We start from the raw sequence: 14,592 nt of genomic DNA, 5'->3' as shown, positions 1-14,592 counted from the left end.
GGGGACGAATCAGCCGATCGGGGGCCTGACCGGGTCGACCGACACCACCCCGGGCATCCCCTGGAGGAACTCCACGAGGGCGTCGAGCGGCACGGGGCGGGCGAACACGAAGCCCTGGCCCCGGTCGCAACCCATGCCACGGACCAGGTCGACCTGCTCCATCGTCTCCAGGCCCTCGGCCACGGTGTGCAGCCCCAGGTTGAGCCCGAGCTGGACCACGGTGCGCACCAGCGCCTGGGACGTGCGCGACGTCCCGAGGTCGCGGATGAAGGACGCGTCGATCTTGAGGAAGTCCAGCGGCAGCGTGGCCACGTACGACAGCGACGAGTAGCCGGTGCCGAAGTCGTCCAGCGCCACCCGGCAGCCGAGCTCGCGCAGCTCCGCGAGCAGCACGGTCGCGAGGTCCCGGTTCTCGACCACGGAGGTCTCGGTCAGCTCCAGCACCAGGGACTGCGGCTCCACCTCGGCGGCGGCCAGCGCGTCGGCGATGCCGGCGACGAACGTCTCGTCCAGCTCGCGCGCACTGACGTTGACCGACACCGACAGGGGACGCCTGGTTGCGGCGCGGACCGCCTTCAGATCGCTCAGGGCCGTTCGCAGCACCTCTCGACCGATCCGCGGCATCAGCCCCAGGTCCTCGGCGGAGGGGAGGAAGTCCGCCGGCGGCACCAGCCCGCCGGCGGAGTTGCGCAGCCGGACCAGCGCCTCGAGGCCCACCGTCCGGCCGGAGGACAACGCCACGATCGGCTGGTAGTGCACGGCCAGGCGCCCCTCGTCGAGGGCCTCGCGCAGGTCCGCCTCCGCGCGCAGCCGGCGCACCAGGGTCGAGCGCATCTGCGGCTCGTACCGCAGGGTGCCGACCGCGGCGGCCTGACCGGCGGCGCCGAGGGCGAGGTCGGCATCCTCCAGCAGCTCTGCGGCACCGATACCCGGCCGGTCGTACACGCTGTAGCCGAGGTCGAACGCCTGCGTCAGGCGGGATCCTCCGGGCAGAAGGAGGTCGGCGAGCCCGGCCCGCAACTCGCGTTCGATGTCGGCGACCTCGGCCTCGACGCGTTCGTCGGCGACAGCGGCGGCGAACTCGTCCCCGCCGACACGGGCGACCGCGCGGACGGAGTCCGGCAGCCGATCGAGCGCGGCCGCGACCCGCCGCAGCACTTCGTCACCGACCTCGTGGCCGTGCCCGTCGTTGACCCCGCGGAAGCCGCGCAAGTCGATCACCAGCACCGCGAGCAGGCGGGCCACCAGCGTCGACAGGAGCGCGACGACGACGGCCAGGACCAGCCAGCCCAGGGCCACCACGGAGATCAACTGGCCGCGCACCCGCAGCACCACGACACCGATGGCGGCGATCACGACCGGGATGAACGGCACCACCAGCGACCAGAGGTCGCGACGGAAGGCCGCGACCGGGGAGTCCGCCTCCAGCGCCCGCCGGAAGGTGAAGGAGACGAGCAGGCCCACGGCCACCAGATAGCCCAGGATCGACCAGGTGATCACGGACCTGCGGTCCGCCTCCGCGATCACGTCGCCGGCGACGTCGGACGTGACGTAGACCAGGACGGCGGCCTGCAGCGCGACCAGTTGACGGAACGGCAGCGACCCGCTGCGCCTACTCGCCGCCGCCGCCAGGATGACCCCGAGGACCGCGACGTACTGGACCCACGGATCGATGGCGACGAAGGCGTCCTCCAGACCGGAGTCGCCCGGCTGCCAGGCCGGCAGGATCAGCATCCACCACACCAGGGCCAGCGAGGTGGCGGCCACCGCTCCGTCCGCCGCGATGAGCACGACGTCCCGGCGCGTGGTGGCCGGCGGCCAGGTGAGCCACACCACGGACGCCGCCACCAGGGGGAGGCCGACGGCGACCGGAGCCGCCTCGACCCAGACGGGGAAGGCGCCGGGCCAGCTGGCCGTGGCGACGTAGCCCAGGCTCTGACCACCGAAGACCACGGCCAACCCGGTGGCCAGCAGCAACAGGGCGAGCCGGCGGCGCGGGACCGCACGGGTCCGGCGCTCCAGGGTGGCCCAGACCGCCACCACGCCCCCGAGGGCCATCGACCCGGCGGCCAGGATCCGCGGCACGATCCCCGTGCCCGGCAGGACGTCGAGCCGCTGCAGCAGGTCGACGCCCACGGCGGCCCCGGCGACGACGAACGCGACGACGAGCAGCCACAGGAGGATGCGACGCAGGCGCGGATCGACCCGCTGCGTGGTGCGCGCCACCGGCGCGGCAGCCCCGGGCCCGGTCATGTCGCCCCCTGACGGTCGACGGCGTCGTCACGCGTGGCGCGTGCACCGCCGGCCCGCGATGCCCGAGAGCGACGCTACCCCTGCCGCGCCGCCGGTGGCGCGCGGATCGAGGAGGCGCGGTCGCCCCCCACCGGCAGCGCGAACCCGGTAGGACTGGGGCATGAGCGAGTCAGAGACCCGCGATCCGGGAATGACCGACCTGGCCGACCTGGCGCAACTGGTGGACGTGGCCGAGGGCAGCATCGTCTCGCGCACCGTGCTGCGCGGCGCGGGGGCGAAGGTCGTCCTGTTCGCCTTCGACACCGGCGAGGAGCTCAGCGAGCACACCGCAGCGGTGCCCGTACTCCTGCAGGCGCTGTCGGGAGCGCTGGACGTCACCGCGGACGGGCGCACCGTCCACCTGCGACCCGGAGGGCTGATCCACCTCGCCGCGCGGGTCCCGCACTCGGTGGTCGCCCCCGAGCCGGCCCGCCTGCTGCTCGTCCTGCTGGATGCGCGCCGGTCCGGCGGTGAGGGAGGTGCCTCGCCCGCCGGTCAGCCGATGTAGAGCTCGTCCTCCGTCTGCGTCCCGGGGCCGGTACGGCGAGCGCCTCCGGCCACCTCGTCCGCCGAGTCCGCCGGGACCGGCAGGTCCTCGACCTCATCGTCCTCGCGCTGCGGATCCGTCATGACCACTCCTCGGCTGCTGGCTGCTCGGCCGGTCCCCCGCGGATCGGCGTGGCGCGACGGTACGCCGGGCCACCGCCGCGGACAAGACCCGTGATGGCGCTCGGTCGACGCGGTCACACCCGGTCGGTGTCGCTGTGACGGGACGCCCGAAGCGCCAGGTACGGATGGACCACCCGCGCGTCGCGCAACCACCGGGCCTCGCCGTCGTAGCCGCGATCGGCCAGCGCGAGCAGCCACTCGTGACCCGCCGTCGGTGCGTCCAGGCCCCACCGCTGCGCGCAGGCGGACCGCATGGCGTCGACCGGGATCCGGTCGTGGTCGAACGACGGCCGCTGCTCGGCAATGCGGTCGTTGAACGCGCTCACGCGCTCCGCGACAGCCAGCCACCGGTCGTACGCTCCCTCGCGGCGCAGCGCGTGGACCGCGTCCCCGGCCTGCCACGACGCCGTGTGGGTACGGCGCAGGTACGCCACTAGGGCGCCCTCCTCTGTGAGCCGGCTGCGTTCGACCTCGCCGAGCCAGTCCCCGGTCAGCTCCGACGGGTCCGCGTCCGGGTGCGGCAGCAGGCCGCGCGCCGACAACAGCTGCCGCAGAGCCGCGGCACGTCCGGCCCCGGCCGGCGGTGGCAGGCCCAGCGCCCGGGTATCGGCCGCCGCGGCACGGAGCGCGACCCGCTCGTGGAAAGCGGGGTAGTCGCGGGCCAGGATCCGCGCGCACGCCAGCACGTCCGACTCACTCAGCGGGGAGGCGGTGGCCGCCGGCGCCTCCGCCGTCCGCCACGACAGGTACACGGCGGACCGGCGCGGATCGGCGTCGCGCACGAACGGGTCCGGGTGCGGCGGCGGGGGCGAGGGCAGGTCCTCCGCTGCCACGGCCCGCAGGAGCGCGACCGCGTCGGCCCGCTTGATGTCGACGGAGCACGTGCCGAGGGCCAGGTCCAGCGCGGCCTTCCCGGGCGGCCCGACCCCCGCGGCCACACGGCGTCGCAGGGTCTCGTCGTCGCGCTCCACGAACGGCATCGGGACCAGCGCTGCGATCACGGCCGCCGCCACGGTGTCCTCGACCAGGCCCCGGCCGCGGGCGCGGTCGAGGCCCGCGCGCACGTCCACCAGGGCGCGGGTGTGCACGGGGTACTCGTGCACCGCGTCGCCGTGGACCACGGCGACCTCGTCATCGCCCTCGATGACGCCGTCCCGGTACCACGCGAACACCTGGCCCGAGCCGCGCATCCCCACATCGGCGAGCTCGGCGGCGCGCAGCGCGCCCATGCTGGCCGCGCCGACGACGGTCACCCCCGCGTCGAGGAGGGCGACCAGTTCCTTGTGCCGCACGGCCCGCTGCTCGCGGAAGTACCCGTCCAGCACCACGACGACGTCACCGGCCCGGACGGGGACGGACCACAGGTCCCCGGCTGCGATGGGCGGGAGCACCGCGGCACCCGGCACCAGCCGGCGCACCTCGTCGGCGGGCAGCGTGGGACCGACGAAGACGTACGTGTGTCGTCCCGGCACGTCAGTGCCCCGCCGGAAGGGAGAGTGTGGGGACGACGACCTTGACCACGTGCACGCCGTCCGCCACCGACAGGTCGGTCGCCAGCACGTGGGGATGGTCCGGGCCGAGCGCGCCGAGGACCCGGTGGAGGTCGGTGGCGACGTCGTCCGACGCCGTGACGGTTGCCGCGGTCAGCACATTCCCCACGCTGACTCGGCGATCAGGAGTCCCGGGTGCGGCGGCGAGGGGACGCGCCCGTCGCCAGCGGTAGACGGCGGGCCCCAGGTCGTCGCGCGATCCGGCGATCACGGTGGCCCTGGACTGTGCGGCCTCGGTGATCGCCCGGCACAGTGCCACCTGCGGGTCGAGGTGGCAGCCACTGCCTCCGTACGGGACCGGATGCCGATCGTCACGCAGCAACGCGGAGAACACCGGAAGCCGGGACGGATGGGGATGGAACCACACGTCCACCACCCCGCCCGCGGCCGCGACCAGCCGGGCCAGGGCCACGGCATCCGGGGGGAGGGGCGCCGTCATGTCGACCCGGATCCCCGGCGACACCGCGACCGCGTGCCGCTCCACCAGCTCCAGCAGTCCGTGCAGCGCGGCCTCCGCGTACGTGTTGCCGCTGGCGAGCCCATCGCTGGTGGAGGGGAACAGCCGCGGTGCCCACCGGGCATGCACGGTCCAGTCCAGTGACACCACGGGCGCGGGGACGTACGAGGTCCCGCCCCCCAGCAGGTCGCGAGCGTCGCACCAGTCCAGCCGGGCCCGGCGTGCGGTCCCGGCATGACCGGGCAGGGCCAGGTTCCCGACGTCGTAGTCGAGGGTGAGCTCGACGGCGGTGGCGCTCCGCAGGGCGACCGGCGGCCGCTCCGCCGCCAGGCCCTCGATGCCCTCCATGACGGCGGACACGCGCGCCAGGTCGCGGGTGAGGCCCTTCCCCTGGGACACCGCGAACGACCGGCCGCGCGGGTGGATCGCCTGGAAGACCGGGATACCCAGGTCGTCCAGCCAGGTCACGTCGGCGACCCGGCTGATGCCGAGGTCCCGGAGCAGCGGCCGGACCAGCTCCCAGGTGTCCTCCGGGGCACGGGTCCGGTGGGTGCCGCGCAGGACGCGCTTGCGCTCGCGTCCAGGTTCCATCGGCGTCACCCCTTGCCCCGCCAGCGCGGAGGACCGACAGTAGGTGCTCCGGCACGACGCCGGCGCGCGTCACCCACTCCCGCAGGGGGAGCCATGTACGGACCCGACGACGAGCCCATCCCCGACGAGGAGCTCGACGACCTCCAGGTTCCCGACGACTCGGCGGACGACATCGCCGGCGGAGGGGGGATGGCCAAGCGCCGGATCGACGGCATGTAGCCCCGGTCTCGGGGGGACGGACCGCCGCGTCAGCGCTGGACCTCGAGGTCCTCCAGGTCCTCGTCGCCGGTGTTGAGGCGGGCACCGCCGGCGACGGCGTCGGCCTCCTCGGCGCGCACGTCGAGGTCCTCGATCTCGTCCTCGGGGCCGCGCTGCGTGTCGTCGGTCATCTGGTTCCTCCTGTGGTCGACCCGGCCGCGGACTGCTAGCCGGGGAGTTGCTGGCTGGCGAGGTGGAAGTACAGGCCGCGCCGGGCGAGCAGTTCGGCGTGGGTTCCCTGCTCGACGAGGCGGCCACGTTCGAGGACCAGGATGCGGTCCGCGTTGCGGATCGTCGAGAGCCGGTGCGCGATCACCACGGACGTACGGCCCACCAGCAGCTCGTCCAGGCCCTGCGTGACGGCGCGCTCGGACTCGGAGTCCAGGGCGCTGGTGGCCTCGTCGAACAGCAGGACCGGCGGCTGGTTGTACAACGCGCGGGCGATCGAGATCCGCTGCTTCTGCCCGCCGGACAGCGCGATCCCCGACTCCCCGATGCGGGTGTCGAAGCCCAGCGGCAGCCGCTCGATGAAGCCGAGCGCGTCGGCGGTCCCGGCGGCCCAGCGCAGCCGCTCCGGGTCGGGGTTCGGCTCGCCGAAGGCGATGTTGCCGGCGATGGAGTCGTCGAACAGGTACGTCTCCTGGAGCACCACGCCGATCCGGCGCCGCAGCGAGCGGAAGTCCAGCGTGGTCAGGTCGATGCCGTCGAACTCGACGGTCCCCTCCGTCGGTACGAGCAGGCCGGCCAGCATCTTCACCAGCGTGGTCTTGCCTGACCCGCTGCGCCCGACCACGGCGACGGTCTCCCCCGGCTCGATCACGAAGGAGACGTCGTCGATGATCGGCGGCACCTCTGGACCACCGAGCCGGAAGCCGACCTCGCTGACCCGGATGTGGCCCTCCAGCGACGGGACCTGGCGCAGCCCGGTCCGGTCGCTGCCCTGCTCAGGCTCGCTCAGCAGCACGTCGTCGAGGCGGTTCAGCAGGACCCGCATCAGCTGGAACCGGTCCCACAGCCCGAGCACGATCAGCAACGGACCGGTCGCCAGGGCGATCAGGGAGTTGAACGCCACGAACTGGCCGATCGTCAGGTTGCCGTTGACGACCTGGTACGAGCCGGCCACCAGGAAGACGCCGAAGGTCGCGAAGGTCACCAGCTGCAGCCCGGAGTCGTACACCAGCCCGAGGAACTGGCCGCGGAAGATCCGGTCCGACAGGGTCTGGAAGCGCGCCAGCATCAGTTGCTGCAGCCGGTCCTCCACCGCGAGCGCCTTGACGGTCTCGATCCCGCGGATCGCGTCGATCTGCGCGGAGGTGTACTTGCCGTACGACTCCTCCAGGCTGTCGTACATCGGCCGCAGCCGGGTGGCGGAGAACCGCATGAGCCAGACGTAGGTCGAGGACGTGAGCAGGAAGAGCAGTGCCAGCGGGACGTTGTAGACGAACATCAGCACGACCGCCGCCACCAGGGTCGCGCCCGCGGTGAGCACCTGGACCGAGCTGTCGACGAAGAACTGCCGGACCTGCTGCGCCCCGCCGAGGCGTCGCTCGATGTCACCGGTGCGGCGGGTGGCGAAGTACGTGGCCGGCAGGTTCAGCAGCCGGCCGGTGAGGAAGTCCAGCGTGGACACGTCGAAGCGGACGGCCACCTTGGCGAGCAGGTACCGCTGGAGGGTCCCGGCCGCGACGATGCCCAGCATCGTGACCAACAGGGCCGGCACCACCGTGCGGAGTAGGTCGAGCTCGGTGGACTCGGCGAGGCTGTCCACGACGTACTGGGTGAGCAGGGGCAGCAGCAGCTCCAGGCCCGCGGCGACGAACGCCAGCACGATCGCCCAGACCACCATGACCCGGTGCGGCCGGACCATCGGCCACATCCAGGCCGCGTTGGTCCGCTCCTCCGGCGCATCCTCGAACGCGGGGTCGTAGCCGATCGTGGACGCGAAGCCGGACCACTTCGACAGGAACTCCTCGCGCGGGAGCCGGCGCAGGCCCTTCGCGGGGTCGGCGACACGGACGTGGGTGCGCTCGACCCGGTAGAGCACGATCCAGTGGTTGCCCTCCCAGTGCACGACCGCGGGCAGCGGCAACTGGTCGAGCCGGCTGGCCGAGACCCGGATGGAGCGGGCGGTCAGGCCGAGGTCCTCGGCGGCCCGGGTGATGCCGGCCAGGGTGGTCCCGTCGGTGGCAGTCCGGGCCAGGTTGCGGATGTGCGTCAGGGAGACGTTGCGGCCGAAGAACCGGCAGACCATCGCCAGGCAGGCGGCCCCGCAGTCGGCGGCATCGACCTGGAAGACGAACGGGAAGCGCCGCCCTGGCCGGCGGCCGCGCTTCTCCGGCGGCGTGGTCTCCACGTCGGCGTCCATCACGGGGGGCGGGGCCGACACGCGCGCCGCCGTGGCCAGGGCCTCGACCGGCAGGATCTCGTCGGCGAAGTCCAGCGGCACCCGGGCCCGGGTGCGGTACGACGCCTGCTCGCTGCGCTCCGCCAGCGCCTCGCGGAAGCCGGGCTCGGACTCCAGCAGCTGGTGGAACACGTCGACGGGCAGCCGCAGCACCTCTGCCTCGGTGACGGCCTGGACGGTCGCCGGCTGCGGGGTGCCGCGGAACAGGGCGGTCTCTCCGAAGAAGTCGCCGCTGCGCAGGAAGTCCACGTCGCCGACGCCGTCCACGCTGGCACGCAGCTTGCCCTCCCGCACCACGTACATCGGCCCGACCGGGTCGCCCTGGCGGACCACGACCTCGTCGTCGGCGACGTCGACCGGCTCCAGTCGCTGGGCGAGCAGGGCCAGCCCCGCGTCGGACAGGGCGTCGAACTCGTCGTGCACGCGGAAGAAGTCCCACAGGTCGCGCAGCCGGGTCATGCCCTCGAAGGACTCGCGCACCCCTGGCTGGCTCTCGAGCATCCCGACGAACACGGTGTGGTGCAGTCGCATCGCGCGACCGCGCCCGCTGGCCCGCAGGGTCGCCGAGCTCGGCCGCTCGGCCAGCAGGTCGGACTCGCCGAACGCGTCCCCGGGCCGCAGGGTGCGCAGCGGGACCTCGTCGTCGTTCTCGCCGCGCTTGAGGACACGCGCAGCCCCCTCGACGACGACGTAGAAGTACTCGAGGTCGTCGCCCTCGCGCACCAGCACCTCGCCGAAGCGGAAGTCGACCGGCTCCATGCTGGCCACCAGCAGCGCACGGGTGTCGTCGTCCAGGAGCGCGAAGGCCGGCTGCCGGGCCAGCGGGTCCAGATCGAGCGCGTCAGCCATCGCGACCCCACCTCACTCGGCCGCGGGTGCGCTCCTCGACGACCCGGGCGAGCAGCAGCGAGCGAGCCCGGTCCAGCGCCTCCGGGTCGTCGGCCGCGGGCTCCACCCGGGAGACGACCACGGCGAGGCGGTAGACCCCGTCGTCCTCGACCGGGCCGAGCAGGTCGCCGGGCTGCGAGCCCACCGCCGGTCCCCGCAGCGGCTCGGGCAGGTCGGACAGGGTCCCGTCGACGGAGTCGACCCGCGTGCCGACCAGCGCGGCCACGTCCGCGAGCGACTGGCCGTCCAGCCGCACGCACAGGGCCGCCTCGTCCGCGGCGGCCTCGTCCGGCAGGGTGACCAGGTCGACCGCGGCGCGGGACCAGTCCATCCGGTGACGGGTGACGATCGCCTCAAGCGCCTCGGGGTCATCCACCGCCGCGGCACGCGCGGCGGTCCCGTCCGCGACGATCGCTGCCAGCGCGGCGCTGCGGTCCTCCGCGTCCGGGACGCCGCCGAGCAGCGCTAGGTCCTCGGCCAGCAGCGCGGACTGGTCAGCCAGCAGGCCGGAGAGGACCGCGGCCGCGTGGACCTGCTCGGTGGCGGGACCCGGCTGGTCGACGTGCGCCGCGTCCGGCGTGCCCGCCGCGAGTGCGAGCTCGCGGCGCAGGTAGGCCCGCCACCCGTCGACGGTGATGTCCCACCGCTCCAGCCAGGCCGTGAATCCGTCCGCGGTGAGCAGGTTGCGCTGCTGACGGAAGGCGATGCCCGCCGCGCGGGCCTCCTCTCGTACGGCGTCCTGCCGATCGGGCGGCACCGCCGCCTCGGCGGCCAGCCCGGCCCGGACGCGCGCGACCAGCCGGTCCCACTCGCCGCGGATCGCCGCGGCCTCGGCGACGTCGGCCCAGGTGAACGACTCCTCGTCGAAGTCGAAGGCGACGCGCTCGGCTACCGCGGCGGACAGCGTCGCGCGCGGGCCGGTCGCGAGGCCCCCGGGGTCGTGCATGGCGCGCAGGGTAGACCCCGGGGCCGCCCCCGGGCGGCCGCTTGGTCGGGGGGAGTCCGCCCCCGGCTACGCGTCGGCACGCAGCCGCTCGAACCCGTCGAGGATGAGGTCGAGGCCGAAGGCGAACTCGTCGGCGTAGCGGTAGCCCGGCTGCAGCGCGTGCTCGGTGATCATCCGGGCGAGGTAGGGGAAGTCGCCGACCGGGAACTGGGCCATCACGCTCTCCGCGACCTCGGCGATGTCCTCCTCGCCCTCGAACGGCAGGCTCATCTGCTGCAGGCCGAATCCGTAGACGTACGCGTCGATCGCGGACAGCGCATGCGCGGTCAGCACCATCGGGAAGCCGGCGTTGAGCAGGCAGCCGACCATGGCGTCGTAGTAGCGCAGCGCCGCCGGCCCCGGGGTGGTGCGCGACTCCATCAGCGCGGCGGCCCACGGGTGCCGGGTGAGCATCTCGTGCGCGGAGACGGCGCGCCGCCGGGTCTCGGCCCGCCAGTCGCCGTGGACGTCGGGCAGCGCGATCTCGGCGACCACCACGTCCACCATCCCGTCGAGCAGCCGCTCCTTGTTGGGGACGTGGTAGTAGAGCGACATCGCCTCGACGCCGAGGTCCTTGGCCAGCGCGCGCATCGTGAGCGCGTCGATCCCGTCCCGGTCCGCCAGGGCCACGCCCGCACGGCAGATGCGGTCCGCGTCCAGGGCGGGGCGGGTGCGTCGGGCGGTGCTCATCGGGGACCTCCGGCGGGTGCTGCGAGCGGGCGTCAGGGAGGACGGCCTTGCCATACCTTACAACGTACGGTACGGTCCTCGGACATCAGCCTTACAACGTAAGAAGCAGGTTCGAGGAGGAGCCATGCACCGCACCCTGACCGACACCCCGCCGCGCCGGGCCGCGCTCGTCGCCGGCGTCGGCTACCTGGCGATCTTCGTGCTGGCGGTGGTCGCCAACTTCGTCGTCCGCGGCAGCCTCGTGGTGCCCGACGACGCCGCCGCCACGTACGCGAACGTGGCCGAGTCCGAGACGCTGTTCCGCGCCGGCCTGATCGCGTTCCTGGCCGTCTTCGTCCTCGACGTCGCGATCGCCTGGGGGCTCTACCTGGTGCTGCGCCCGGTCGCCCCCGCCCTGTCGCTGCTCGCCGCGTGGTTCCGCATCGTGTACACGGTCTTCCTCGGGGTGGCGCTGGTCTTCTGGGCCGGCGCGATCGCGGTCACCGGGGGCGAGGAGTTCATGACCGCCTTCGACCAGGGCCAGCGCGAGGCGCAGGTCACGCTGCTGCTGCAGGCGTTCGACTGGACCTGGCTCATCGGCCTGGTCGCCTTCGGCCTGCACCTGGTGGTCGTCGGCGGCGTGCTCGTCGCGTCGCGGTTGGCCCCCCGCGCGCTCGGGATCGTCCTGGTCGTCGCCGGCCTGGCGTACGTCGTCGACACGCTCGCCCACGCGCTGATGACCTCGTACGCCGACTACGCCGACGCCTTCCTGGCCATGGTCGCGCTCCCGAGCATGGTCGGGGAGATGTGGCTCGCGCTGTGGCTGCTGGCCCGGGCCGGTCGGGGATCTGCCACCCGGATCACGGGGTCCTCCCCCGTGCCGGTGGCGGTGGGATAGTCCCCGCATCCCGGCGACGGGTCGCGCGGGACGGGGGGCCCGTGCGTCCACGTCGCGTCGTCGTCGCCGTCGCCTCGCGCACCGCCGCGCTCGGTGTCCCCGGTCGCTCCGGCGGCCGGGGCACCGGGCGTTCCGGCCGCCCGCGACCTGCGCCACGGCCGGTGGGCAGACCGTCCGGTCAGGGGGCGGGTCGCTGCGCTCCGCGCCGGCCGAGCAGCGCCACGACGGCCGCCGCTGCCAGCGCGAGGATGCCGAATCCGATCAGCGTCGCATCGATGGCGCCGGTCATGGACGCCGCGCTTCCCGACCGCGACTCGATCACGGTCGATGCCACCGCGATGGCCACACCTCCCAGCCCGATGAGGACCGTGAGCACCATGCCCGAGGCCAGGCCCGCTTCCCCCGGCGGCACGACCGCCTGGGTGACGATGCTCGAGTAGGCCCAGCCGACGCCGAGGCCCAGGCCGCTGAAGGCCGCCGCGACGAAGAACAGCGGCAGCGAGTCGACCAGGCCCATCACCACGGTGCCCGCGCCGCCGATGACGAGCACGACCGCCATGACCGCCCAGGACGGGAACCGCTCCAGCCGGCCGGACAGCTGGTTGCCGGCGGCGTACGGGATGGAGAAGGACAGGAACGCCAGGCCGGCCACCAGGGCGCTCTGGTCGCGTACGGACTGCAGGAAGGTCATCGACGCGAAGATGGTGGCAAGGGCGGTCATGTTGGCCGCGGCCCCGGCGAGCACCATGACGGTGAACTCGCGGATGCGGAACAGGGCCAGGTCGAGCAGGGGGACGCGGACCCGCAGCTCCACCAGCACGACCACGACGAAGCCGAGGATGCCGGCCGCGACGAAGACCCAGGACCCCGGCGACCCCCACCCGACCCGGCCGGCGGCGTCGATGCCGTACGTGAAGGAACCCACGGACAGCACGACCAGCAGGAGGCCCCACCAGTCGATGCTCCGGGGGGCATCCGGGTCGCGCGACTGGGAGACGTCGCGCAGGGTCATGACGAACACGACCGCGGCCATTGGGACGTTGAGCCACAGCACGAAGCGCCAGCTGAGCAGCTGAGTGATCGCGCCGCCGAGCAGTGGTCCGAGCGCCGTGCCCACCGCGGATACGCCGAACACGACCCCGATGGCACGGCCGACGCGCTGCGGGGGGTACGCGTTGGTGATCACCGAGAGACCGACGGGGAACAGCAGCGCCCCGCCGATGCCCTGCAGCACCCGCATCGCGATCAGCCACCAGGGTGTCGGCGCCATGCCCCCGAGCAGCGACGTCACCCCGAAGATGACGGCCCCGGCGAGGAGGAATGTCTTGCGCCCGAAGATGTCCGCGAGCCGGCCGCCGACGATGAGGAAGCAGGCGAGGGAGAGCAGGTAGCCGCTGACCGCCCACTGGAGCCGAGTGGGCGTGGTGCCGAGGTCAACGGCCGCGGACGGCAGGGCGGTCTGGATCGCGAAGAAGTCCAGGTTGACCGCGAACAGCCCGAGCGACACCGCGATGCTGATCCGGCGCAGCCGTCCCTCGGTCGCGACCGGTGCCGTTGAGTCCGTCATCCGTCCGGACGCTAGCCGCCCGGCGGCGGGCCTTGGGAGGACTTCGCCTCAGACCCGGGGATGCCCGGGGTTCAGCGGAACATCATCTTCTCGAACAGGGTGCGGCCGGTGACCGTCTCGCGCACGCCGCGGTAGTCGACGTCCAGCCGGGCGTGCGCGTCGAAGTCGTAGTACAGCGGGTTCTTGAACAGGTGGGTCACGCGCCGCTTCCACTCCGGCATGTCCTCGGTCATGTCGAGGACCTCGATGAGCGTGACATCGTCGACGGTGAGCGTGATCTCGCCGTAGCCGTCAGGGTCGCCCTCGGCGTCGTTCGCGGCGTCGCGTCGCCACCGCCAGGTGAGGGCTGTCGGGTAGTCCTGGCCTCCGGGCCCCTCCGTCGTCGGACCGAGCTCCAGGGTGAGCGAGAGGCCGTCGTCGGTGACCACGTCGTCGCCCTTGGCGAGGAACCACACCGGCAGGTGGATGCCGCCGAGACCGAACACCTTCGCGGTCGTCATCTGCACGTAGATGACCGAGTAGTCACCGACCCGCGCCCGCCCCCAGTACCAGTGGTCCAGGTTGTCGCCCATGAGGGCGTTGCCCCAGTTGTGGTCGTGGTAGGCGAACCCGTTGACCTGCTGGGGTTCTGCACCCTTGGGGGTCACGGTGCCGGAAGCGGTGCCGTAGGGGATGGGTACGACCCAGGCGAGGTACTTGCTGTTGTCCTTGGTGAAGTAGCTGTAGCCGGAGCTCGGTCGCCAGGACGGAGCCTTGCGCTCGATCCGCAGGTCGACCGCCAGGTCGTCGGTCTCGACGTGCAGGTCGTAGGTCGCCAGGTCACCGGTGACGGTGTTGGGGCCGATCGCGACGTCGCAGGTGGCGTCCCGGCCGCTCGCGGCCCGGAAGTCCTCGGCGGCGTAGGAGATCGTGCGCTTCGTCGAGGTGCCGTCGGCGGTGCGGTGGATGACCAGCAGCTGCGGCAGCAGCGGGCCCTCGGGGTGCGTGTGCGGCTTGGTGGAGAACGTGACGACGAGGTTGGACCCGTCGTCGAACTGGGCGTCGAAGTACCACCACTCGAAGGCATGCGCCTCGTCCGCCGTGCGGAAGCCGTCCTCCCACGGCGCGACGTGGTGCTCGTCCAGGCCGAGGTCGCGGCACTGCTGGGCGCCCTCGTCCGCGAACTGCTGGCGCAGGGCGGTCGTCACGGGGATGTCGTGCTCGGTCACCGGGGACCCCTCTCGTCGGTGTGCCGGACGGTAGCGGAGCGCGGGGTGTGGCGATTCGACGGCACGCGCAGCGGTTCACGGGGGCGGCCCGGGGCGGTGTGGGGGCACTCGCGGATTGCCTCACCCCTCCGGGGGTGCGGGCGCGTTTCGCCTGCA

At 73.2% G+C, this 14,592-nt stretch carries 13 protein-coding genes; 3 read left to right on the top strand and 10 right to left on the bottom strand.

Annotated elements, in window-relative coordinates:
- Positions 1-9: 9 nt before the first annotated feature.
- A complete protein-coding gene (locus R2737_16015; GenBank protein ID MEZ5117766.1) occupies positions 10-2,253 on the bottom strand; it encodes a bifunctional diguanylate cyclase/phosphodiesterase in 2,244 nt (747 codons plus the stop codon).
- Positions 2,254-2,413: 160 nt separating this feature from the next.
- Here R2737_16015 and R2737_16010 point away from each other — a divergent pair, with 160 nt between their 5' ends.
- Positions 2,414-2,800 (top strand): cupin domain-containing protein, encoded by a 387-nt coding sequence (locus R2737_16010; GenBank protein MEZ5117765.1) that lies wholly within the window; start codon positions 2,414-2,416, stop codon positions 2,798-2,800.
- Here the strand turns inward: R2737_16010 and R2737_16005 are convergent.
- The 3 genes from R2737_16005 to R2737_15995 form a co-directional block, all read right to left on the bottom strand.
- Positions 2,788-2,922: a hypothetical protein gene (locus R2737_16005; GenBank protein ID MEZ5117764.1), complete on the bottom strand. Its 135-nt coding sequence runs from the start codon at positions 2,920-2,922 to the stop codon at positions 2,788-2,790. The genes R2737_16010 and R2737_16005 overlap by 13 nt on opposite strands.
- 113 nt (positions 2,923-3,035) lie before the next feature.
- Positions 3,036-4,433, bottom strand: a complete 1,398-nt coding sequence (locus R2737_16000; GenBank protein ID MEZ5117763.1) for a TfuA-like protein — start codon at positions 4,431-4,433, stop codon at positions 3,036-3,038.
- 1 nt (position 4,434) lies between these two features.
- Entirely contained in the window at positions 4,435-5,559 is a 1,125-nt protein-coding gene (locus R2737_15995; GenBank protein MEZ5117762.1) for a YcaO-like family protein, read from the bottom strand.
- A gap of 93 nt (positions 5,560-5,652) precedes the next feature.
- Here R2737_15995 and R2737_15990 point away from each other — a divergent pair, with 93 nt between their 5' ends.
- Entirely contained in the window at positions 5,653-5,778 is a 126-nt protein-coding gene (locus R2737_15990) for a hypothetical protein (GenBank protein ID MEZ5117761.1), read from the top strand.
- Between the two features lie 29 nt (positions 5,779-5,807).
- Here R2737_15990 and R2737_15985 read toward each other — a convergent pair whose 3' ends face one another.
- From R2737_15985 to R2737_15970, 4 genes are all read right to left on the bottom strand, one after another.
- On the bottom strand, positions 5,808-5,948 hold the full coding sequence (locus R2737_15985) for a hypothetical protein (protein MEZ5117760.1): 141 nt from the start codon (positions 5,946-5,948) through the stop codon (positions 5,808-5,810).
- 35 nt (positions 5,949-5,983) lie between these two features.
- Complete coding sequence (locus R2737_15980; protein ID MEZ5117759.1) at positions 5,984-9,070, bottom strand: peptidase domain-containing ABC transporter; 3,087 nt, start codon at positions 9,068-9,070, stop codon at positions 5,984-5,986.
- Positions 9,063-10,055 carry a hypothetical protein gene (locus tag R2737_15975; GenBank protein MEZ5117758.1) on the bottom strand — a complete coding sequence of 331 codons (993 nt, stop codon included), beginning with the start codon at positions 10,053-10,055 and terminating at the stop codon, positions 9,063-9,065. The genes R2737_15980 and R2737_15975 overlap by 8 nt, the downstream gene beginning before the upstream one ends.
- Before the next feature lie 66 nt (positions 10,056-10,121).
- Complete coding sequence (locus tag R2737_15970) at positions 10,122-10,784, bottom strand: TetR/AcrR family transcriptional regulator (GenBank protein ID MEZ5117757.1); 663 nt, start codon at positions 10,782-10,784, stop codon at positions 10,122-10,124.
- A 124-nt stretch (positions 10,785-10,908) separates the two neighbouring features.
- Between R2737_15970 and R2737_15965 the strand changes: the two genes are divergently transcribed.
- Positions 10,909-11,661 carry a DUF4386 domain-containing protein gene (locus R2737_15965; protein ID MEZ5117756.1) on the top strand — a complete coding sequence of 251 codons (753 nt, stop codon included), beginning with the start codon at positions 10,909-10,911 and terminating at the stop codon, positions 11,659-11,661.
- A gap of 178 nt (positions 11,662-11,839) precedes the next feature.
- On the opposite strand, the gene R2737_15960 is transcribed toward R2737_15965, so the two are convergent.
- Entirely contained in the window at positions 11,840-13,228 is a 1,389-nt protein-coding gene (locus tag R2737_15960) for an MFS transporter (GenBank protein ID MEZ5117755.1), read from the bottom strand.
- A 71-nt stretch (positions 13,229-13,299) separates the two neighbouring features.
- Positions 13,300-14,436: a lipocalin-like domain-containing protein gene (locus R2737_15955; protein ID MEZ5117754.1), complete on the bottom strand. Its 1,137-nt coding sequence runs from the start codon at positions 14,434-14,436 to the stop codon at positions 13,300-13,302.
- Positions 14,437-14,592: the final 156 nt, after the last annotated feature.

The organism is Candidatus Nanopelagicales bacterium, assembly GCA_041393815.1.
Classification (GTDB): domain Bacteria; phylum Actinomycetota; class Actinomycetes; order S36-B12; family JAWKJK01; genus JAWKJK01.
The sequence above is the reverse complement of the archived record's forward strand: the minus strand, read 5'-3'. Positions and strand labels throughout refer to the sequence as shown.

Bases quoted from the DNA above. Each gene is read 5' to 3' on its own strand.
- R2737_16015 (MEZ5117766.1), bottom strand. From the start codon at position 2,253: ATGACCGGGCCCGGGGCTGCCGCGCCGGTGGCGCGCACCACGCAGCGG.
- R2737_16010 (MEZ5117765.1), top strand. From the start codon at position 2,414: ATGAGCGAGTCAGAGACCCGCGATCCGGGAATGACCGACCTGGCCGAC.
- R2737_16005 (MEZ5117764.1), bottom strand. From the start codon at position 2,922: ATGACGGATCCGCAGCGCGAGGACGATGAGGTCGAGGACCTGCCGGTC.
- R2737_15995 (MEZ5117762.1), bottom strand. From the start codon at position 5,559: ATGGAACCTGGACGCGAGCGCAAGCGCGTCCTGCGCGGCACCCACCGG.
- R2737_15990 (MEZ5117761.1), top strand. From the start codon at position 5,653: ATGTACGGACCCGACGACGAGCCCATCCCCGACGAGGAGCTCGACGAC.
- R2737_15985 (MEZ5117760.1), bottom strand. From the start codon at position 5,948: ATGACCGACGACACGCAGCGCGGCCCCGAGGACGAGATCGAGGACCTC.
- R2737_15980 (MEZ5117759.1), bottom strand. From the start codon at position 9,070: ATGGCTGACGCGCTCGATCTGGACCCGCTGGCCCGGCAGCCGGCCTTC.
- R2737_15975 (MEZ5117758.1), bottom strand. From the start codon at position 10,055: ATGCACGACCCCGGGGGCCTCGCGACCGGCCCGCGCGCGACGCTGTCC.
- R2737_15970 (MEZ5117757.1), bottom strand. From the start codon at position 10,784: ATGAGCACCGCCCGACGCACCCGCCCCGCCCTGGACGCGGACCGCATC.
- R2737_15965 (MEZ5117756.1), top strand. From the start codon at position 10,909: ATGCACCGCACCCTGACCGACACCCCGCCGCGCCGGGCCGCGCTCGTC.
- R2737_15960 (MEZ5117755.1), bottom strand. From the start codon at position 13,228: ATGACGGACTCAACGGCACCGGTCGCGACCGAGGGACGGCTGCGCCGG.